This window comes from Streptomyces coelicoflavus, from assembly GCF_045041415.1.
GTDB lineage: Bacteria > Actinomycetota > Actinomycetes > Streptomycetales > Streptomycetaceae > Streptomyces > Streptomyces coelicoflavus.
Map to the genome: position 1 here is coordinate 6,477,444 of NZ_CP108218.1, position 18,878 is coordinate 6,496,321.

Sequence of the window (18,878 nt, forward strand, 5' to 3'; positions counted from 1 at the left end):
GGCCCTCGCGGGGAGGTACCCACGAGGGCCGCGGCCCCGCGTCTGCGGGGAGCACATGCCCCGCTTGTACGGGCATGGGGTCTACCGCGGACCATCCCCGCTTCGGCGGGGAGCACGTCCGACGTCAGTGCCGCGGCGTGGGTTCAACGATGGCTTCGCCTGGCGGTCACGCGCAGCACTCAGACCTTGTCGACGATCCCCGCCCTCCCCTCCGCGCGGGCGCAGTGGGCGCCGCAGAACCAGTGGCCGTCGACCTCGACGCCCTGGCCGATGATCTGCACCCGGCAGTGCTCGCAGATCGGGGCCATCCGGTGGATCGCGCAGGAGAAGCAGTCGAAGACGTGCACCGCTCCCTGGGCGTGGACCTCGAAGGTCATTCCGTAGTTGTTGCCGCAGACTTCGCATGTCGCCATGCGCCACAGGGTGGGCCGTCGCCGCGGAGACGGGTGGGCGGGCGCCGGGCGAGTCGCCCGGAATCACCCGTCCGTACGGCTCCGCCCGGCCGCGCGTCTCAGGACGCGGCGTCCGCGGGTTCGACGTCCGCGAGCAGCTGCCCGAAGGCGGCCTCGTCCACCACCGGCGTGCCGAACTGCCGGGCCTTGACCACCTTGGAGGTGCCCGAGTCCGGGTCGTTGGTGACCAGCAGGCTGGTCAGCCGGGACAGGCTGGTCGCGACGTGCAGCCCCGCCTCGACGGCACGGTCCTCCAGCAGGTCCCGCTCGACGGAGGTGTCACCCGAGAAGGCGACCCGCATGCCCTGCTTGAGCTTTTTGCCCACTTCGTACCGGCCCGGGTTGGGATGGGGGCATGCGGGCCTTTTGCGGGAGGGGCGCCAACTGGTCGGCCGGTAGCTCCCGTAGCCCGCCTGCTGCCCGATCCGGGGGGCGGGCCGGTCCGACCACTCGGTCAGCGGCCGGCACTCGTGCAGCGGCAGCCGTACGCCCCCCGCCGCCGCGGCCACCAGGCTCGGCCGGAACGCCTCCGCCAGCACCCGCGCGTCGTCCAGCGCGTGGTGCGCCCGCTGCTGCACGACGCCGAAGTGCGCGGCCAGCGACTCCAGCTTGTGGTTGGGCAGCGGCAGGTCCAGCGCCTTGGACAGGGCGATGGTGCACAGCCGTTGCCGCACCGGCGCCTCGCGCTCGGCACGCGCGTACTCGCGGGCGATCATCTGCCAGTCGAAGACGGCGTTGTGCGCGACGAGGACCCGCCCGTCCAGCCGGGCCGCGAACTCCTCGGCGACGTCCGGGAAGAGGGGTGCGTCCCGGAGCACGTCGTTCGTCAGACCGTGTATCCACACCGGCCCGGGGTCGCGCTGCGGATTGACCAGGGTGTACCAGTGGTCCTCGACCTCGCCGCGGGCGTCCAGCCGGTAGACGGCCGCCGAGATGATGCGGTCGTCGCGGGCCAGGCCGGTGGTCTCCACGTCGACGACCGCGTACCCCTGCGGATACGCGGTCGGCCACGCCGTGGCGGACGGCGCTGCGGTCGTGCGGTCTTCGAGCATGGTCAATGAGGATACGGGCCGGGACCGACACTCCGGTCCCGCAGGTGCCCCCTTCCGTCAAGTTCCGGACGGCCGGGGAGCGTTGCGGTGCCCCTCGCGCACCCGCCGCCGGCCCGGCGTGTCGCACGGCGCCCGGGGTCACCAGCGGATCGGCACCGGAAGCGCCGTCAGGAGCCCCGAGACCGCGACCACCACGCCCAGCGCGACGACCTCCGCGCGCGCGGGGGAGCAGGCGGCCAGCGGATCGGCCGCGCGGCCCAGCCGGACCCTCGCCCACAGCGCCAGGACGGCGACGGCGGCCACCAGCAGCACCTTGGCGAGCAGGACACGCCCGTACGCGGTGTCCGTGAGCTGGTCCAGGATCGTCCCCGCCGGCATCCGGCGCAGCGAACTTCCCACCCCGGTCGCCGTGAGGGCGGCCAGCAGAACGGCCGCCACGCGCGCGTAGAGCCCCAGCAGGGCGGGCCCCGCCTCCGCGTCCCGCCAACACCGCAGTACCCGCAGCGCGTACAGCAGACCGCCCACCCACAGCGAGGCGCAGGTCAGATGGACGAGGGTCAGACCGGAGCCGAGCAGCGGGCTGTACTCGGTCGTGGGGTGGGCGCGCAGCGCGTCCGCGACGATCACCGCGGCCAGCGGCCAGACCTGGAGCCCGGGCCGGCGCGAGGTCGCGCACAGCCAGGCCGCGAGGAACCCGTTGACCTCCAGGAGCGCGAGCTTGCCGTCGCGGGTCGCGTAGAGGCCGCCGACGTCGATGTCGGCGGCGGAGTCCGGCACCAGGTTGCCGGTGGCCACCACCGAGGCCAGTGCGAGGGCGGCGACGAAACCGGTGGCGGCCGCGTACGGGGCCCAGCCGCGCGGCCGGTCCGGGGGAGCGCCGGGCAGCCGCCGGGCCAGCCGGTTCACGAAGAGTTCGCCGAGCGGCACGCTCAGCGCGGCGAAGAGCACCGTGCGCAGCAGGGCGATGCCGCCGGTGCCGGGCGCCTCGGCCTCCCCGGTGCCGTGCAGCGCGGGGGACGGGCCGAGCACGGGTATCAGCGCGCCCAGTGCCACCAGTACGAGTACGGCCACGGTCCGGCCGGTTCCGGAGGGCCGCGCGTGGCGTCCGGTGCCGGTGGTCCGGGAAGGGGGTCGTATCGAGGTCACCCCAGGATCTTCACCAAGTCCTCAGATCCGGGCAAGTCGCGCAGCGGGCCGGGCGGCCGCCCGGCCCGCTGTACGCGCGCGTGAGGGTCTTCGCGGGTCCTGCACACAGGTGCCGCTCACGCGCGCGTGCCGCTCAGCTGGGCACCGGTTACCAGGTCACGGCGTCCAGCGCGTCGGCCATGCCCCAGCCGTAGAAGCCGTTGCGGTTCTTCGGGCCCTCGCACACCGCGTCGACCTTGCCGTCGCCGTCGATGTCGTACGGCTTGGTGCACGCCGTGGCGTCGGCCTCGGCGTACAGCAGGGCCTTGACCATCGCGGGGGAGGCGTACGGGTGCGTCGACTTGATGAGCGCGGCGACGCCCGCGACGTGCGGCGAGGCCATCGACGTACCGGCCATGTAGCCCCACTTGCCGCCGGGCAGCGTGCCCAGGATCAGTCCGCTGGTGGCGGGCGGCTCGGGCGTCTGGTAGGCCGTCGAGTCGCCGCCGGGCGCGGCGATGTCGATGACGCCACGACCGTAGTTGGAGAAGGACGACTTGAGGCCCTTCGCTCCGGTCGCCGCGACCGTCACGACCCCCGGCAGCTGGGTCGGGATGTCCAGGCACTTCGACGGGTCGACCGTCCGGTCACCGGGTGTGGTGTCGTTCGGCGAGGACGGGTCGGTGATCTCGTCGGAGGTGAGGTCGTAGTTCTCGTTGCCGGCCGCGGCGACGTTCACCGCGCCCTTCTTCTCCGCGTACCGCGTGGCCCGTGAGACGGCCTCGACGAGCGCCTTCTGGTCCGGGTCGTCCTTGCAGTTGAAGTACCACGGGTCGGTGTAGTAGCTGTTGTTGGTCACGTCGACGCCGTGCTCGGCCGCCCACATGAAGCCGCAGACCACGGCCTCGGTGTAGAAGAAGCCGTCGGGGTTGCCGACCTTGATGCCGGACACCTTCACCCCGGGCGCCACGCCGGTCATGCCGATGCCGTTCTTGGCGGCGGCTATCTCCCCGGCCACGTGGGTGCCGTGCGGGCTCTCGGACGCGCTCGGCCGCCAGGCGCCGTCGGTGGTGTCCGGCTTGCCCGCGACGCAGTTGACGGACGCCTCGCGGTCGAAGTTCGGGGCGATGTCCGGGTGCGTGTCGTCGACGCCGGTGTCGAGCACGGCGACGGTCACCCGCTTGCTGCCCAGCGACTTCTCGTGCGCCTTGTCCGCCTTGATGGCGGGCAGGTCCCACTGGAGCGACTCCAGCGGGTCCTGGCCCTCGGCCTTCGCGGAGGTGGCCTCGGCGGCGGCCAGTTCCTTGCCGCTGAGCACCTGCGGCGCGCCCGTGTCGGTCGTGGCGGCCGAGGGCAGCGGTGCGGTGCGGGTGGCTCCGGCCGACTGCACACCGCGCACCTTGCGGACGGTCTTGGCGAAGTCCGGGTTGGCGGAGTGGACGACGATCACGCCGATCCGGTCGTACGACGTCACGATCGTGCCGCCCGCCTTGGCTATCGCGCGGCGCACGGTGGCCGAAGGGCGGTGCCCGGGGGAGACGTTGACGACGTAGCTGAGCGAGGTCCCGTCGGTCGCCGTCGCGGGGGCGGCCTCGGCGGCCGGAGCCGCGGTGGCCGTGGTGCCCGGCAGGAGCGCCAGCGACGCGGCCACGGCCAGGCCGGCCGGGATCGCGAGGGCACGGCGGTGACGCGGGTGAGGTGCGGTCATGCGTGGTGTCTCCAGTCCGTCGGGAAAGCTCGGGAAACTCGTGCCGAGCGCGGGCCACCCGGGAAACGCAGATGATCCATGGGGTCTCCACATCATCGGCAGACGGCACCTGCCCGGGACACGGGTAACGGACCGGGCAGGTACATGACGTAGTGGTGCAGGGTGAAGCTATCCCCGAAGTCGCCGGCCAGCAATGACCCGCAGAGGGTGACTTCGGAAAGTGCCACGGGTGTTGAACCGGTCCCCCCGGGGCTCCGTGTCGTTGGGCAGGGAGCCCGAGCCCGACCGGCCCCCCTGCGAGAACACCGAGGTCCAAGCCGTCATGTCCGTCGTACGAGGAGACTCCGTGGCCACCGACGCACCGCCCCCCTCGAAAGAGGAGCCCCCCTCGCGAGAGGAACACCGACTCCCCTCCGCCGAGGAGTTCTCCGAAGTGCAGCAGAGCGCCGAGTTCGCCGAACTGCGCCGCTCCTTCCGCTCCTTCGCGTTTCCGCTGACCGTCGCCTTCGTCGCCTGGTACCTGCTCTACGTGCTGCTGTCGAACTACGCCGGCGGCTTCATGGGCACCAAGCTCTTCGGCAACATCAACGTCGCGTTCGTCTTCGGCATCGCCCAGTTCGTCACCACGTTCCTCATCGCCTGGTGGTACTCGCGGCACGCCGCCGCGAAGCTCGACCCCAAGGCCGAGGCCATCAAGTCCCGGATGGAGGGCGGCGCATGAGCCCCGCACAGTCCGTATTCGCCGCCGAACTGGCCGCCAACGAGGCGAGCGAGCACCGGCCGCTGATCATCACGCTCTTCGCGGTCTTCGTCGCCGCGACGCTGTTCATCACCGTCTGGGCGGGCCGGCAGACCAAGGACGCCGCCGACTTCTACGCCGGCGGCCGGTCGTTCAGTGCCTTCCAGAACGGCCTCGCCGTCTCCGGCGACTACATGTCGGCCGCGTCCTTCCTCGGCATCGCCGGCGCGATCGCCCTCTTCGGCTACGACGGCTTCCTGTACTCCATCGGCTTCCTGGTCGCCTGGCTGGTCGCTCTGCTCCTGGTCGCCGAGCCACTGAGGAACTCCGGCCGCTACACCATGGGCGACGTCCTCGCGTACCGCATGCGCCAGCGGCCCGTGCGCACCGCCGCCGGCACCTCCACGATCGTCGTGTCGATCTTCTACCTGCTGGCCCAGATGGCGGGCGCGGGCATCCTCGTCTCGCTGCTGCTCGGCATCACCTCCGACGCCGGCAAGATCCTCATCGTCGCCCTCGTCGGCGTCCTGATGATCGTGTACGTCACCATCGGAGGCATGAAGGGCACCACCTGGGTCCAGATGGTCAAGGCCGTGCTGCTGATCGGCGGCACCATCCTGATCACCTTCCTGGTGCTGCTGAAGTTCGACTTCAACATCTCCGACCTGCTCGGCAAGGCCGCCGAGAACAGCGGTGCGGGCAGTTCCTTCCTGGAGCCCGGACTGAAGTACGGCGCGACCGGCACGTCCAAGCTGGACTTCATCTCGCTCGGCATCGCCCTGGTGCTCGGCACCGCCGGTCTGCCGCACATCCTGATCCGCTTCTACACGGTGCCCAACGCCAAGGCCGCCCGTAAGTCCGTGAACTGGGCGATCGGCATCATCGGCGCCTTCTACCTGATGACCATCGCCCTCGGCTTCGGCGCCGCCGCGCTCATCGGCAAGGACGAGATCATCGCCTCCAACCCGTCGGGCAACACGGCCGCGCCGCTGCTCGCGCTCCATGTGGGCGGCGTCGACTCGGCGTGGGGCGCGATCCTGCTCGCCACGATCTCGGCGGTGGCCTTCGCGACCATCCTCGCCGTCGTCGCGGGCCTCACCCTCGCCTCGTCGTCGTCCTTCGCGCACGACATCTACGCGAACGTCATCCGCAAGGGGCAGGCCACCGAGAAGGAGGAGATGCGGGCGGCCCGCTGGGCGACCGTCTTCATCGGCATCGTCTCCATCGCCCTCGGCGCCCTCGCCCGCGACCTGAACGTGGCCGGCCTGGTCGCCCTGGCCTTCGCCGTCGCCGCCTCGGCCAACCTGCCGACGATCCTCTACAGCCTGTTCTGGAAGCGGTTCACCACCCAGGGCGCCCTGTGGTCGATCTACGGCGGTCTGATCGTCGCCGTCGGCCTGGTGCTGTTCTCGCCCGTCGTCTCCGGCGACCCGAAGGCGATGTTCCCGGACGTCGACTTCGCCTGGTTCCCGCTGCAGAACCCGGGACTCATCTCGATCCCGTTCGGTTTCCTGATGGGCTGGCTCGGCACGGTCCTGTCGAAGGAGAAGCCCGACGAGGCGAAGTACGCGGAGCTGGAGGTCAGGTCCCTGACCGGCACCGGAGCACACTGACACCCCCGGTCCGACCCTTGCCGGCGCGGCCGCTCGTAGATCCCTACGACGCGGCCGCGCCGCACGTCGTGGGTTCGGGCGGCTGTCGATGTCGGACCGGTCACGTAGGCTCGACGGTGTCGGAGGAGAAGAAGTGCTCCGCCGATCCGCGTCGAGGGAGGGGGCCCACGTGCTCATCGACACCTACGGCCGAGTGGCCACCGACCTGAGGGTCTCGCTCACTGACCGCTGCAACCTGCGCTGCACCTACTGCATGCCCGAAGAGGGCCTCCAGTGGCTCGCCAAGCCCGACCTGCTCACGGACGACGAGATCGTCCGCCTCATCGACATCGCGGTCACCTCCCTCGGTATCGAGGAGGTCCGCTTCACCGGCGGGGAGCCCCTGCTGCGCCCCGGCCTGGTCGGCATCGTCGAGCGGGTCGCCGCCCTCGCAGCACGCCCCCGGATGTCACTGACCACCAACGGCATCGGCCTCAAGCGCACGGCGAGCGCCCTGAAGGCCGCGGGACTGGACCGGGTCAACGTCTCCCTGGACACGCTGCGCCCGGACGTCTTCAAGACCCTCACCCGGCGCAATCGCCACCAGGACGTCCTGGAGGGCCTGGAAGCCGCCCGCGAGGCCGGACTCACCCCCGTCAAGGTCAACAGCGTCCTGATGCCGGGGCTCAACGACGACGAGGCACCCGACCTGCTCGCCTGGGCCGTCGAGCACGACTACGAGCTGCGCTTCATCGAGCAGATGCCCCTGGACGCCCAGCACGGCTGGAAGCGCGAGGGCATGATCACCGCCGGTGACATCCTCACCTCGCTGCGCACCCGCTTCGAGCTGACCGCGGAGGGCGCCGGGGAGCGCGGCTCGGCCCCCGCCGAACGCTGGCTCGTGGACGGCGGCCCGCACCGCGTCGGGGTCATCGCCTCCGTCACCCGCCCGTTCTGCTCGGCCTGCGACCGCACCCGCCTGACCGCCGACGGCCAGGTGCGCACCTGTCTGTTCGCCACCGAGGAGACCGACCTGCGCGCGGCCCTGCGCTCCGACGCCCCCGACGAGGAGATCGCCCGCATCTGGCGCCTGGCCATGTGGGGCAAGAAGGCGGGCGCGGGCCTCGACGACCCGACCTTCGTCCAGCCCGACCGCCCGATGTCGGCGATCGGGGGTTAGGCCCGCCCGCCGGTCCCCCCGGCCTCGCCCGAGCCCTCTGTGGACTCCGTGGCTTCCCACTCGGCGAGCGGGACCACGTCCTTCAGGAAGCCCCTGACGCCGAGGAACTGGGACAGGGACTCGCGGTGCTCGTCGCACGCGATCCACGTCTTGCGGCGCTCCGGGGTGTGCAGCTTCGGGTTGTTCCAGGCCAGCACCCACACGGCGGCGGTGCGGCAGCCCTTGGCGGAGCAGATCGGGGTGGTCTCGTCACTCACTGTTTCTTCTCACAGGTCCCCACACAAGGCGACGCCGAGCAGCCACGGGGGGAGCTGCCCGGCGTCGGTCCGTCGCTCCGACGGGGGATGCGGAGCGCGTACGAAGTATGTCACGGCCCACCCTTCGCCGGGCCCGGAACAACACGAATTCATCTGAGCAGTTCTTCGGCCTGGCGCGGAATCGACGCTGCCCCGAAGGGGGTGCCGCGGTCACGGCCGACCGCGTGACTCACCGGTCGGGCCCGGCCCCGGATCGGCCGCGGCGCCCTCCGGGACGGATTCCGCCACGCCGTTCCCGGCCCGCGGCGGTGTGATCATCGGAGGGGTCGGCGCCGTCACGAACGTCGACGGCAAGGATGGCGCGTTCTCACGCCCGGCGTTGGCGATCACGACCGCGATGTACGGCAGCGCCGCCCCGAGGATCAGCGCCGCGATCGCGACGTGCCGTTCCACGTTCCACAGGCAGACGGCGAGGATCACCGACACCGTGCGGATCGACATCGAGATGACGTACCGGCGCTGCCGCCCGCGCACATCCTCCTGGAGGCCCGTACGGGCCCCGGTGATCCGGAACACCTCGGCACTGCCGCCGGCGCTCTGATTCCGCATCTGGTTCCACCATCCGCCCGCATCGGACTCTCCCCGCCCCGCTCTCGTCCGCGGCCGCTCGGGGACACCGGTCCCGGACAACTCACCACGTTACGCCGCGCCTGCGCCGCTCACGAGACCGGGGCACCACGCCTCGGCCGCACCGTGTGCGCCGCACGGCGTAGGAACCGGTAACCCGTTCGGCCGTACGCGGCATGCGCCGTACGCGGTAGGGCCGAACACTGGTGGCAATGCTCGCGTAGGGCCGGACGAGGAGGCAGCCATGGGCTGGTTGTGGGCGATCATCGTGGGATTCGTGCTCGGCTTGATCGCCAAGGCGATCATTCCCGGCAAGCAGCACATGCCGCTGTGGCTGACCACCATCTGCGGCATGATCGGCGCGATCGTCGGCAACGCGATCGCCCGCGCGGCCGGCGTCGAGGCGACCTCCGGTATCGACTGGTGGCGACACCTCTTCCAGCTGGTGGCGGCGATCATCGTCGTCGGCCTCGGCGACGCGGCCTACACGGCGGTACGCGGCAACAAGCGGCGCGAACGGGCCTGACTAGCCCAGGACCGTCCGGGTACGGCGAAGGGGCGGACCCCGGCGACCGCATGGTCCCGGAGGCCGCCCCTCGCGCGTGCGCGCCGGCTCAGGCGCCGGTGATCTCCACCGCGGCCAGGTTCTTCTTGCCGCGGCGCAGCACCAGCCAGCGCCCGTGCAGCAGGTCCTCCTTGGCGGGGACGGCGTCCTCGCCGGTGACCTTGGCGTTGTTCACGTAGGCGCCGCCCTCCTTCACCGTGCGGCGCGCGGCGGACTTGCTGGCCACCAGGCCGACCTCGGCGAGCAGGTCGACGACCGGGGCCGGCTCGGCGACCCGGACGTGCGGCAGCTCGGAGAGGGCCGCGGCCAGCGTCCGCTCGTCCAGCTCCGCCAGGTCGCCCTGGCCGAAGAGGGCCTTCGACGCGGCGATCACCGCGGCCGTCTGACCGGCGCCGTGCACCAGCGTCGTCAGCTCCTCGGCCAGCGCCCGCTGCGCGGCACGCGCCTGCGGACGCTCCCCGGTCTGCCGCTCCAGCTCCTCCAGCTCCTCACGGGAACGGAAGGACAGGATGCGCATGTACGTCGAGATGTCCCGGTCGTCCACGTTCAGCCAGAACTGGTAGAACGCGTACGGCGTCGTCATCTCCGGGTCGAGCCAGACGGCGCCGCCCTCGGTCTTGCCGAACTTGGTGCCGTCCGCCTTGGTCATCAGCGGCGTCGCGTAGGCGTGCACCGACGCGTCCGGCTCCAGCCGGTGCAGCAGGTCGAGGCCGGCCGTCAGGTTGCCCCACTGGTCGCTGCCGCCCTGCTGCATCGTGCAGCCGTACCTCCGGTAGAGCTGGAGGAAGTCCATCGCCTGGAGCAGCTGGTAACTGAACTCCGTGTAGCTGATGCCCTCGGAGGACTCCAGACGCCGGGCCACGGAGTCCTTGGTCAGCATCTTGTTGACCCGGAAGTGCTTGCCGATGTCCCGCAGGAACTCGATCGCCGACAGGCCCTCGGTCCAGTCCAGGTTGTTGACCATCACCGCGGCGTTCTCGCCCTCGAAGGACAGGAACGGCTCGATCTGGCCGCGCAGCCGCTGGACCCAGCCCGCCACGGTCTCCGGCGAGTTCAGCGTGCGCTCCGCGGTCGGACGCGGGTCGCCGATCTGCCCCGTGGCGCCGCCGACCAGCGCCAGCGGCCGGTGACCGGCCTGCTGGAGCCGGCGCACGGTGAGCACCTGCACCAGGTGCCCGACGTGCAGGGACGGCGCGGTCGGGTCGAAACCGCAATAGAACGTGACGGGACCGTCCGCGAGCGCCTTGCGCAAAGCGTCCTCGTCGGTGGACTGGGCGAACAGCCCGCGCCACTTCAGCTCGTCGACGATGTCCGTCACGGTTCTCGTGTCTCCTTGAGTGGTCTCGCGAAATCAGGTACGAGGTTATACGCCCTGGCTGACAGAACTCATATTGAAATCGGGGACCCGCAGCGCAGGCATCGCCGCCCTGGTGAACCAGTCGCCCCACTCCCTGGGCAGCGTCTTCTCGGTCCGCCCCGCCTCCGAGGCCCGCCCCAGCAGATCCACCGGCGACTCGTTGAACCGGAAGTTGTTCACCTCGCCGACGACCTCGCCGTGCTCGACGAGATAGACACCGTCCCGGGTCAGGCCGGTCAGCAGCAGCGTCGCCGGGTCGACCTCGCGGATGTACCAGAGGCAGGTCAGCAGCAGCCCGCGCTCGGTGCCCGCGACCATGTCCGCCAGGGAGCGGTCGGGGTCGCCGCCGTCCAGGATCAGGTTGCCGACCGCGGGCGCCACCGGCAGCCCGGTCAGCCCCGCGCTGTGCCGGGTGGTCGTCAGCCGGTGCAGCTCACCCGCGCGGATCCAGTCGGTCGCCGTCACCGGCAGCCCGTTGTCGAACACCGACTGGTCCCCGCCCGAGGAGTGCGCGACCACGAACGGCGCGCTCTCCAGGCCGGGCTCGTGCGGATCACTGCGCAGGGTCAGCGGCAGCGCGCCGATCCGCTCGCCGAGCCGGGTGCCGCCACCCGGCTCGGAGAACACCGTGCGCCCCTCGACCGCGTCCCGCCCGGAGGCCGACCAGTACTGGTAGATCAGCAGGTCCGCGACCGCGGTGGGCGGCAGCAGCGTCTCGTACCGCCCGGCGGGCAGCTCCACCCGGCGCCCGGCCCAGCCGAGCCGCACGGCCAGCTCGGCGTCGAGGGCCGCCGGGTCGACGTCCTTGAAGTCCCGCGTGGCCTGCCCCGCCCATGCCGACCGGCTCCGGTCCGGCGACTTGGCGTTCAGCTCCAGCGTCCCGTTCGGCTGGTCGTGCCGCAGCCTGAGCCCCGTCGACGTGCCGACGTAGGTCGACGTCATCTCGTGGTTCGCGAAGCCGTACAGCTCCCGGCCGCCCGCACGCGCGCGTGCGAACGCCTCCCCGAGCGCCGGCGCGAAGTCGGCGAAGACGGCCGACGAGGTCTCGGCGGGCGCGTCGGCGAAGTCCGGCGACCCCGGCCCGCCCGGGACCAGCGGCTGCGCGTCCTCGGCCGGACCGGCCCCCCGCGCGGCCGCCTCTGCGGCGCGCACCAGGGGCTCCAGCTCGTCCACGGTCACGGCCGAGCGCGACACGACCCCGGACGCCGTGCCCTGCTGCCCGTCGACGGTGGCGACGACCGTCAGCGTGCGCCCGCGCGTGACGCCGTTGGTGGTGAGCGCGTTGCCCGCCCAGCGCAGGTTGGCGGTGGACCGCTCGTCGGCGATGACGACGCACCCGTCCGCCCGGGACAGCTCCAGCGCCCGCTCGACGATCTCGTGCGGCTTGTTGGTCCCGGCGCTCATCGACCCGCCTCCTGGGTGGTGTTCAGGCTGTGCTTTCCCGGGGGACAACCCCCGGACCCCCGGCCAATCCCCGTGCTAGCGCTCATCGACCGGCCTCCTGCGTCGTGTTCAGAATGTTGACTCCCTTGAAGAGCGCCGACGGGCAGCCGTGGGACACCGCCGCGACCTGCCCCGGCTGGGCCTTGCCGCAGTTGAAGGCACCGCCCAGGACATACGTCTGCGGGCCGCCGACGGCCGCCATGGACCCCCAGAAGTCGGTGGTCGTCGCCTGGTACGCCACGTCCCGCAGCTGCCCGGCGAGCCGCCCGTTCTCGATCCGGAAGAACCGCTGACCGGTGAACTGGAAGTTGTAGCGCTGCATGTCGATGGACCACGACCGGTCCCCGACGACGTAGATCCCGCGCTCGACGCCCCCGATCAGGTCCTCGGTCGACAGCCCGCCCGGATCCGGCCGCAGCGACACGTTGGCCATGCGCTGCACCGGCACGTGCGCGGGGGAGTCGGCGTACGCGCACCCGTTGGACCGCTCGAACCCGGTGAGCTTCGCGATCCGCCGGTCGAGCTGGTAGCCCACCAGCCTGCCGTCCTTCACCAGGTCCCAGGACTGGCCCGCGACGCCCTCGTCGTCGTACCCGACGGTCGCCAGCCCGTGCTCGGCGGTGCGGTCGCCGGTGACGTTCATCAGCTCCGAGCCGTAGCGCAGCTTGCCGAGCTGGTCGAAGGTGGCGAAGGAGGTGCCGGCGTAGGCGGCCTCGTAGCCGAGGGCGCGGTCCAGCTCGGTGGCGTGCCCGATGGACTCGTGGATGGTCAGCCACAGGTTCGACGGGTCGACGACCAGGTCGTACAGCCCCGCCTCGACGCTCGGCGCCCGCATCTTCCCGGCCAGCAGCTCCGGGATCTCGGCCAGCTCGGAATCCCAGTCCCAGCCGGTGCCGGTCAGGTACTCCCAGCCGCGCCCGGCGGGCGGCGCGAGCGTCCGCATGGAGTCGAACTCGCCGCTGGAGTCGTCCACCGACACCGCGGTGAGCACGGGGTGCAGCCGCACCCGCTGCTGCGTCGTCGTGGTCCCCGCGGTGTCGGCGTAGAACTTGTTCTCGTGCACGGTGAGCAGCGAGGCGTCCACGTGGTCGACCCCGTCGGCCGCCAGCAGCCGCGCGCTCCAGTCGGCCAGCAGGGCCGACTTCTCCGCGTCCGGCACGGCGAAGGGGTCGATCTCGTACGCCGAGACCCAGGTCTTGTCGGCGTGCATGGGCTCGGCGGCCAGCTCGACCCGCTCGTCCGACCCGGCCGCCTTGATCACCTGCGCCGACAGCTTCGCCATCGCCACCGCCTGCGAGGCGACCTTGGCGGCCGCGTCCAGGGTCAGGTCCACGCCGGACGCGAAACCCCACGTGCCGCCGTGCACCACCCGCACCGCGTACCCGAGGTCGGTGGTGTCCGAGGACCCGGCGGGCCTGGCGTCCCTGAGCCGCCAGGACGCGCTGCGCACCCGCTCGAGGCGGAAGTCGGCGTGCTCGGCGCCGAGGGCACGCGCACGGGCGAGGGCGGCGTCGGCGAGGGCGCGTAGGGGGAGTGCCGTGAAGGCTTGGTCGATGCTGTGAGGCACCTGCGTCTCTTTCTGTCGGCGTGACCGGTCGTCTGCCGCGACACCGGGGGCTGCGCCGCATCATGTCGCGTCGGCGGTCCGGCGACCACACCTTTCCTCTCGCATCCGGCACCGGTTCTGTAGGGACCCGACAGACAGCCCCGTAAGCCACTGTGGGTGCCCGAGTCTCTGAGCGAGGTGGGGGACCGATAGATTTTTGAGGAAGCCGCCTGCTCTCGCCGCCCGCCGTACGGGTGACCGGACGGGTGGACGACCGCTAGGGAAAGGGTGATCCGTTGAGCCGCTCGGTTCTCGTCACCGGAGGAAACCGGGGCATCGGCCTCGCCATCGCCCGCGCTTTCGCCGACGCCGGCGACAAGGTCGCGATCACGTACCGTTCGGGTGAGCCGCCGGAGGGCTTCCTGGCCGTCAGGTGCGACATCACCGACACCGAGCAGGTGGAGCAGGCCTACAAGGAGATCGAGGAGACGCACGGTCCCGTCGAGGTCCTGATCGCCAACGCCGGCGTCACCAAGGACCAGCTCCTGATGCGCATGTCCGAGGAGGACTTCACCTCCGTCCTCGAGACCAACCTCACCGGCACCTTCCGCGTCGTCAAGCGCGCCAACCGCGCCATGCTGCGGGCCAAGAAGGGCCGCGTCGTCCTCATCTCGTCGGTGGTCGGGCTCCTCGGCTCCGCGGGGCAGGCGAACTACGCCGCCTCCAAGGCCGGTCTGGTCGGCTTCGCGCGTTCCCTCGCCCGTGAGCTGGGGTCGCGCAACATCACCTTCAACGTCGTCGCGCCGGGCTTCGTCGACACCGACATGACCAAGGTGCTCACCGACGAGCAGCGGGCGAACATCGTGTCGCAGGTGCCGCTGGGGCGGTACGCGCGGCCCGAGGAGATCGCCGCGACGGTGCGGTTCCTCGCCTCGGACGACGCGTCGTACATCACTGGAGCCGTCATTCCCGTTGACGGCGGACTGGGAATGGGTCACTGATCACCATGAGCGGAATTCTCGAGGGCAAGCGCGTCCTGATCACCGGTGTGCTGATGGAGTCCTCCATCGCCTTCCACGCCGCGAAGCTGGCCCAGGAGCAGGGTGCCGAGATCATCCTGACCGCCTTCCCGCGGCCCACGCTGACCGAGCGCATCGCCAAGAAGCTGCCCAAGCCCACCAAGGTCATCGAGCTGGACGTCACCAACGACGAGCACCTCGCCCGGCTCGCCGACATCGTGGGCGAGGAGCTGGGCGGCCTCGACGGTGTCGTGCACTCCATCGGCTTCGCGCCGCAGGACGCGCTCGGCGGCAACTTCCTGAACACGCCGTTCGAGTCGGTCGCCACCGCCATGCACGTCTCGGCGTACTCCCTGAAGTCGCTGACCATGGCCTGCCTGCCGCTGATGCAGAACGGCGGCTCGGTCGTCGGCCTCACCTTCGACGCGCAGTACGCCTGGCCGCAGTACGACTGGATGGGCCCGGCCAAGGCCGCGCTGGAGGCCACCAGCCGCTACATGGCCCGTGACCTCGGCAAGCAGAACATCCGCTGCAACCTGGTCTCGGCGGGCCCGATCGGGTCCATGGCCGCCAAGTCCATCCCGGGGTTCAGCGACCTGGCCGCCGTGTGGGACAGCCGCTCCCCGCTGGAGTGGGACCTGAAGGACCCGGAGCCGGCCGGCCGCGGCATCGTCGCGCTGCTCAGCGACTGGTTCCCGAAGACCACGGGCGAGATCGTCCACGTCGACGGCGGTCTGCACGCCATCGGCGCCTGACCGGACGCCACGCCGAGGGCCCGCATCCCGTACGGGGTGCGGGCCCTCGCGTCGTTCCCGGAGCGGTGCCGTCGAGCGGACCGGCGGCGCGGCCGGCCCGGCGCGGTCAGTCGCCCGAGGCGGGGGCGAACAGCCCGGGACGGCACACGAACGGATAGGCGGCGGCCTCCTCGGCCGCCGTCGCCGCGTCGCCCGCGCGGATCGCGTCCACCAGCCGGCCGTGGTCCATGTGCATCGCCGGGGACATGCCCTCGCCCACGTCGCCGCGCAGCCAGTCCCGCAGCACCTCGCTCAGGTCCGCGTACATCGCGGTCATCACGTCGTTGTGCGAGGCGGCCACGACCGCCAGGTGGAACGTGGCGTCCGCCGTCACGAAGGCCTCCGCCTCACCCGACTCCCAGGCCTCCTCCCGGCGCAGCAGCAGGCCGTCGATCTGCTTGAGGTCCTTGTCCGTACGCCGCTCGGCGGCCAGGCGCGCGGCGGCCGACTCCAGCGTGGAGCGCAGCTCGGCGATGTGCTGGGGAGCGGCCCCGGCGAAGCGGCGCTGCATCACGCCCGCGAGCTCGCTGGTCGCCACGACGTACGTGCCCGAGCCCTGGCGGATGTCCAGCAGACCGTTGTGCGCCAGCGCGCGGACCGCCTCACGGACCGTGTTCCGCGCGACGCCGAGCTGCTCGACCAGTTCCGGTTCCGTGGGGATACGGGAGCCGATCGGCCACTCGCCCGAGGTGATCTGCTGGCGCAGCGCCGTGATGACCTGCTCGGACAGGGCCGAACGGCGGGGATGGCTCAGTGGCATGGCTCACCTTCGCACACGGGTGGACGAGCGAGTGGACAACCAATCATCCCATGATTCTATGATGGGTCTCATGGCTAGTGACGAGACCCGGACGGAAACCCGGACGGAGACCGGCGTGCAGGCGCCCGCCGAGACGCGTACCCACGCGCGCGTGGACGGCGGTGCCCGCGAGACGTCCGCCGAGGCGCCCGCCACGCGCGCGTGGACGACGTGGACGACCCGGCTGCTCGTCCTCGGCATCGTCCTGGCCGCGATGAACCTGCGCCCCGCCATCACCAGCCTCGGCGCGCTCCTGGAGGAGGTCCGCGACGGGCTCGGCATGAGCGGCAGCGTCGCCGGACTGCTCACCTCCGTGCCGCCGCTCTGCTTCGCCGTCTTCGGGGTCACCGCCCCCCGCCTGGCCCGCCGCTTCGGGCCCGGCGCGGTGGTCTGCGCCGGCATGGTCGCCATCACCGCCGGCCTGCTGATACGCCCGTACGTCGGCGGCACGGGCGGCTTCCTGGCCGCCACCGCCCTGGCCCTCATGGGCATCGCGGTCAGCAACGTGCTGATGCCGGTCATCGTCAAGCGCTACTTCCCCGACCGCGTCGGTTCCATGACCGGCCTCTACTCGATGGCCCTGGCCTTCGGCACCTCCGTCGCCGCCGCGGCGACCGTGCCCGTCACGAACGCGCTGGGCGGTCACTGGCAGCCCGGTCTCGCGGTGTGGGCCGTGCTCCCGGCGCTGGCCGTCGTGCCGTGGATCCCCTTCGTACGCAACCGCAAGGCGCCGACGTCCACCGCGCCCACGTCCACCGCGCCGGGCGCGTCGTCGCCGCGGACCGAGGGCGGGCAGGCCGCCGAGAAGCCCGCGGAACAGCCGCCGCTGCGCATCACCCAGAGCCGTACGGCCTGGGCGCTCGCCGTCTTCTTCGGCCTCCAGGCCACCGCCGCCTACATCACGATGGGATGGATGGCGCAGATCTTCCGTGACTCGGGCGTGTCCGCCGGTACCGCCGGGCTGCTGCTCGCCGTCATCATGGTGATGGGCGTGCCGCTCGCCTTCGTCATCCCGAGGGTGGCCACCCGGCTGCCCCACCAGGGCCCGATCGTGCTGGTCCTGGGCGTGTGCGGGCTCGCCGGATACGCCGGTCTGTACTTCGCCCCGGTCGGGGGCGCCTGGGCCTGGGCCCTGCTGCTCGGCGTCTCCAACTGCGCCTTCCCGCTCGCGCTGACCATGGTCGGCATGCGGGCCAGGACGGGAGCGGGCGTCGCCCAGCTGTCCGCCTTCGCGCAGAGCACCGGCTACCTGATCTCCATCCCCGGTCCGCTCCTGGTGGGCGTGCTCTACCAGCACAGCGGCGGCTGGGGGCTGCCGATCGCGCTGATGAGCGCGCTGATGGTGCCGCAGATCGTGGTGGGCGTCCTGGCGGGGCGCGACCGCACGGTGGAGGACGAGGCGGCACGCTGAGCCCCGGCGGGCGGCGTGCCGGTCGGCCGGTGGCCCGCCGGAAGCGTCCCGTGCCGGGGATGCGAGACTTGCCCCATGCCAGTCCTCGATCCGAATCCCCAGAACGGCCAGAAGAAGATGCTGATCGTCTTCGGCTCCTTCCTCGCGATCTTCGTGATCATCGGCGTCATCGCGACGATCGCCTCGCCGTGACACCGCTCTCGCCGGGCGGACGGTGGGGTTAACCCCCCATCCCCTAGGGGGCGAGGGTCAGGGTCAAGTGGGTGGGTCTCCGGATGGGCCGGGCCCCGCGGAGTCCGTAACTTCGAGATGTGCCCGCGACAGGCGGGCCGCGGAGCACGGACCGGGACGCCCGAAGACCAGCGGAGGCACTCATGTCGGCCACTACCCACACCCGGCCTCCCCAGGCGACCCGGGGCGGCGCCGACACCCGGCTGCCCTGGTGGGCACTGGCCCTGCCCGTGCTCGCCTTCGTCGCGCTGCTTCTGCTCATCCTCAATCCCGCCGACGCCCACGCCGCCGCGGAGCAGCCCGCGATAGCCCACCTGCTGGAGCGGGTGGAGCAGCTGACGGCACGCTGAGCGCCGACCGTTTCCTCCCGCTCGCGTCCCGTGGGGGATCCGCATGTCAACTCCCAGAGCCCCGTGGCCTGTTTCATGCGAAGCTGGATGCCATGAGCGTCGCAGAACCCCGCAGGATTGTTCTCTTCCGGCATGCGAAAGCCGACTGGCCACAGGTGAGCGACCACGAGCGGCCGCTCGCCGACCGGGGCCGCATGGACGCCGCGGAGGCCGGGCGCCGGCTGGCGGATACCGGCGTGCCCTTCGACCAGGCCCTGTGCTCCACCTCGGCCCGGACCCGGGAGACCTGGAAGCTGGCCGTCCAGGAGTTCCCGCACCGGCCGAAAACCGTCTATGAGGAGCGGATCTACGAGGCCTCGCCCGGCGAACTGATCGCCGTGCTCAACGAGACCCCGGACGACCTGCGGAACGTGCTGGTGGTCGGCCACAACCCGGGCATGGAGGCTCTCACCGAGATCCTGGCCGGCTCGGCCGAGGACGAGGTCCGTGAGCGGATCGGCCGTCGGGGCTTCCCGACCGCCGCCTTCGCCGTCCTGACCTTCACGGGCTCCTGGAAGGACGTGGAGCCCGGCACGGCCGCCCTGGTCGACTACTGGGCGCCGACCGACTGACCGCACTCGTGGCCGGGGGC

20 protein-coding genes are annotated in these 18,878 nt (G+C 71.6%); 10 read left to right on the forward strand and 10 right to left on the reverse strand.

Features of this window, described 5'->3' with window-relative positions:
* Nucleotides 1–179: 179 nt before the first annotated feature.
* From OHA99_RS29015 to OHA99_RS29030, 4 genes are all read right to left on the reverse strand, one after another.
* Nucleotides 180–413: a hypothetical protein gene (locus tag OHA99_RS29015; protein WP_003976994.1), complete on the reverse strand. Its 234-nt coding sequence runs from the start codon at nucleotides 411–413 to the stop codon at nucleotides 180–182.
* Nucleotides 414–511: 98 nt separating this feature from the next.
* Nucleotides 512–1,504 (reverse strand): DEDDh family exonuclease, encoded by a 993-nt coding sequence (locus tag OHA99_RS29020; RefSeq protein WP_153180510.1) that lies wholly within the window; start codon nucleotides 1,502–1,504, stop codon nucleotides 512–514.
* Between the two features lie 138 nt (nucleotides 1,505–1,642).
* A complete protein-coding gene (locus tag OHA99_RS29025) occupies nucleotides 1,643–2,650 on the reverse strand; it encodes a CopD family protein (protein ID WP_153180511.1) in 1,008 nt (335 codons plus the stop codon).
* 148 nt (nucleotides 2,651–2,798) lie between these two features.
* Nucleotides 2,799–4,337, reverse strand: coding sequence for a S8 family serine peptidase (locus OHA99_RS29030; RefSeq protein WP_153180512.1), 1,539 nt, complete (start codon nucleotides 4,335–4,337; stop codon nucleotides 2,799–2,801).
* A gap of 346 nt (nucleotides 4,338–4,683) precedes the next feature.
* Between OHA99_RS29030 and OHA99_RS29035 the strand changes: the two genes are divergently transcribed.
* The 3 genes from OHA99_RS29035 (at nucleotide 4,684) to moaA (ending at nucleotide 7,848) form a co-directional block, all read left to right on the forward strand.
* Nucleotides 4,684–5,058, forward strand: a complete 375-nt coding sequence (locus OHA99_RS29035; protein ID WP_007448099.1) for a DUF485 domain-containing protein — start codon at nucleotides 4,684–4,686, stop codon at nucleotides 5,056–5,058.
* Complete coding sequence (locus OHA99_RS29040; RefSeq protein WP_007448097.1) at nucleotides 5,055–6,689, forward strand: cation acetate symporter; 1,635 nt, start codon at nucleotides 5,055–5,057, stop codon at nucleotides 6,687–6,689. Before OHA99_RS29035 ends, OHA99_RS29040 begins: the two co-directional genes overlap by 4 nt.
* Before the next feature lie 169 nt (nucleotides 6,690–6,858).
* Complete coding sequence (gene moaA, locus OHA99_RS29045) at nucleotides 6,859–7,848, forward strand: GTP 3',8-cyclase MoaA (RefSeq protein WP_228126233.1); 990 nt, start codon at nucleotides 6,859–6,861, stop codon at nucleotides 7,846–7,848.
* Here the strand turns inward: moaA and OHA99_RS29050 are convergent.
* Complete coding sequence (locus OHA99_RS29050) at nucleotides 7,845–8,105, reverse strand: hypothetical protein (protein ID WP_366474002.1); 261 nt, start codon at nucleotides 8,103–8,105, stop codon at nucleotides 7,845–7,847. The two genes, moaA and OHA99_RS29050, sit on opposite strands and share 4 nt — an antisense overlap.
* Before the next feature lie 210 nt (nucleotides 8,106–8,315).
* On the reverse strand, nucleotides 8,316–8,714 hold the full coding sequence (locus OHA99_RS29055) for a DUF3099 domain-containing protein (RefSeq protein ID WP_366474001.1): 399 nt from the start codon (nucleotides 8,712–8,714) through the stop codon (nucleotides 8,316–8,318).
* 262 nt (nucleotides 8,715–8,976) lie between these two features.
* Here OHA99_RS29055 and OHA99_RS29060 point away from each other — a divergent pair, with 262 nt between their 5' ends.
* Nucleotides 8,977–9,258, forward strand: a complete 282-nt coding sequence (locus OHA99_RS29060; RefSeq protein WP_153180516.1) for a GlsB/YeaQ/YmgE family stress response membrane protein — start codon at nucleotides 8,977–8,979, stop codon at nucleotides 9,256–9,258.
* An 88-nt stretch (nucleotides 9,259–9,346) separates the two neighbouring features.
* Here the strand turns inward: OHA99_RS29060 and tyrS are convergent, their stop codons facing one another.
* The 3 genes from tyrS to OHA99_RS29075 all read right to left on the reverse strand — a co-directional run bounded on the left by tyrS (nucleotide 9,347) and on the right by OHA99_RS29075 (nucleotide 13,664).
* A complete protein-coding gene (tyrS, locus tag OHA99_RS29065) occupies nucleotides 9,347–10,615 on the reverse strand; it encodes a tyrosine--tRNA ligase (RefSeq protein WP_108989706.1) in 1,269 nt (422 codons plus the stop codon).
* A gap of 45 nt (nucleotides 10,616–10,660) precedes the next feature.
* Nucleotides 10,661–12,058: a metallopeptidase TldD-related protein gene (locus OHA99_RS29070; RefSeq protein WP_153180517.1), complete on the reverse strand. Its 1,398-nt coding sequence runs from the start codon at nucleotides 12,056–12,058 to the stop codon at nucleotides 10,661–10,663.
* An 82-nt stretch (nucleotides 12,059–12,140) separates the two neighbouring features.
* On the reverse strand, nucleotides 12,141–13,664 hold the full coding sequence (locus tag OHA99_RS29075) for a TldD/PmbA family protein (protein WP_381501448.1): 1,524 nt from the start codon (nucleotides 13,662–13,664) through the stop codon (nucleotides 12,141–12,143).
* Nucleotides 13,665–13,939: 275 nt separating this feature from the next.
* Between OHA99_RS29075 and fabG the strand changes: the two genes are divergently transcribed.
* Nucleotides 13,940–14,644 (forward strand): 3-oxoacyl-[acyl-carrier-protein] reductase, encoded by a 705-nt coding sequence (gene fabG, locus OHA99_RS29080; protein ID WP_153180519.1) that lies wholly within the window; start codon nucleotides 13,940–13,942, stop codon nucleotides 14,642–14,644.
* A gap of 5 nt (nucleotides 14,645–14,649) precedes the next feature.
* Nucleotides 14,650–15,417 carry an enoyl-ACP reductase FabI gene (gene fabI, locus OHA99_RS29085; RefSeq protein WP_007448089.1) on the forward strand — a complete coding sequence of 256 codons (768 nt, stop codon included), beginning with the start codon at nucleotides 14,650–14,652 and terminating at the stop codon, nucleotides 15,415–15,417.
* A gap of 106 nt (nucleotides 15,418–15,523) precedes the next feature.
* On the opposite strand, the gene OHA99_RS29090 is transcribed toward fabI, so the two are convergent.
* Nucleotides 15,524–16,216: a FadR/GntR family transcriptional regulator gene (locus OHA99_RS29090; RefSeq protein WP_153180520.1), complete on the reverse strand. Its 693-nt coding sequence runs from the start codon at nucleotides 16,214–16,216 to the stop codon at nucleotides 15,524–15,526.
* A 58-nt stretch (nucleotides 16,217–16,274) separates the two neighbouring features.
* Between OHA99_RS29090 and OHA99_RS29095 the strand changes: the two genes are divergently transcribed.
* From OHA99_RS29095 to OHA99_RS29110, 4 genes are all read left to right on the forward strand, one after another.
* The gene (locus OHA99_RS29095) at nucleotides 16,275–17,666 is read left to right on the forward strand and encodes a CynX/NimT family MFS transporter (protein ID WP_405698353.1); all 1,392 of its coding nucleotides are present in this window, start codon (nucleotides 16,275–16,277) and stop codon (nucleotides 17,664–17,666) included.
* A 75-nt stretch (nucleotides 17,667–17,741) separates the two neighbouring features.
* Nucleotides 17,742–17,858, forward strand: a complete 117-nt coding sequence (locus OHA99_RS29100) for an SGM_5486 family transporter-associated protein (RefSeq protein WP_007448085.1) — start codon at nucleotides 17,742–17,744, stop codon at nucleotides 17,856–17,858.
* 182 nt (nucleotides 17,859–18,040) lie between these two features.
* Nucleotides 18,041–18,247 carry a hypothetical protein gene (locus OHA99_RS29105; protein WP_007448083.1) on the forward strand — a complete coding sequence of 69 codons (207 nt, stop codon included), beginning with the start codon at nucleotides 18,041–18,043 and terminating at the stop codon, nucleotides 18,245–18,247.
* 92 nt (nucleotides 18,248–18,339) lie between these two features.
* Nucleotides 18,340–18,858, forward strand: a complete 519-nt coding sequence (locus OHA99_RS29110; RefSeq protein ID WP_164247298.1) for a histidine phosphatase family protein — start codon at nucleotides 18,340–18,342, stop codon at nucleotides 18,856–18,858.
* Nucleotides 18,859–18,878: the final 20 nt, after the last annotated feature.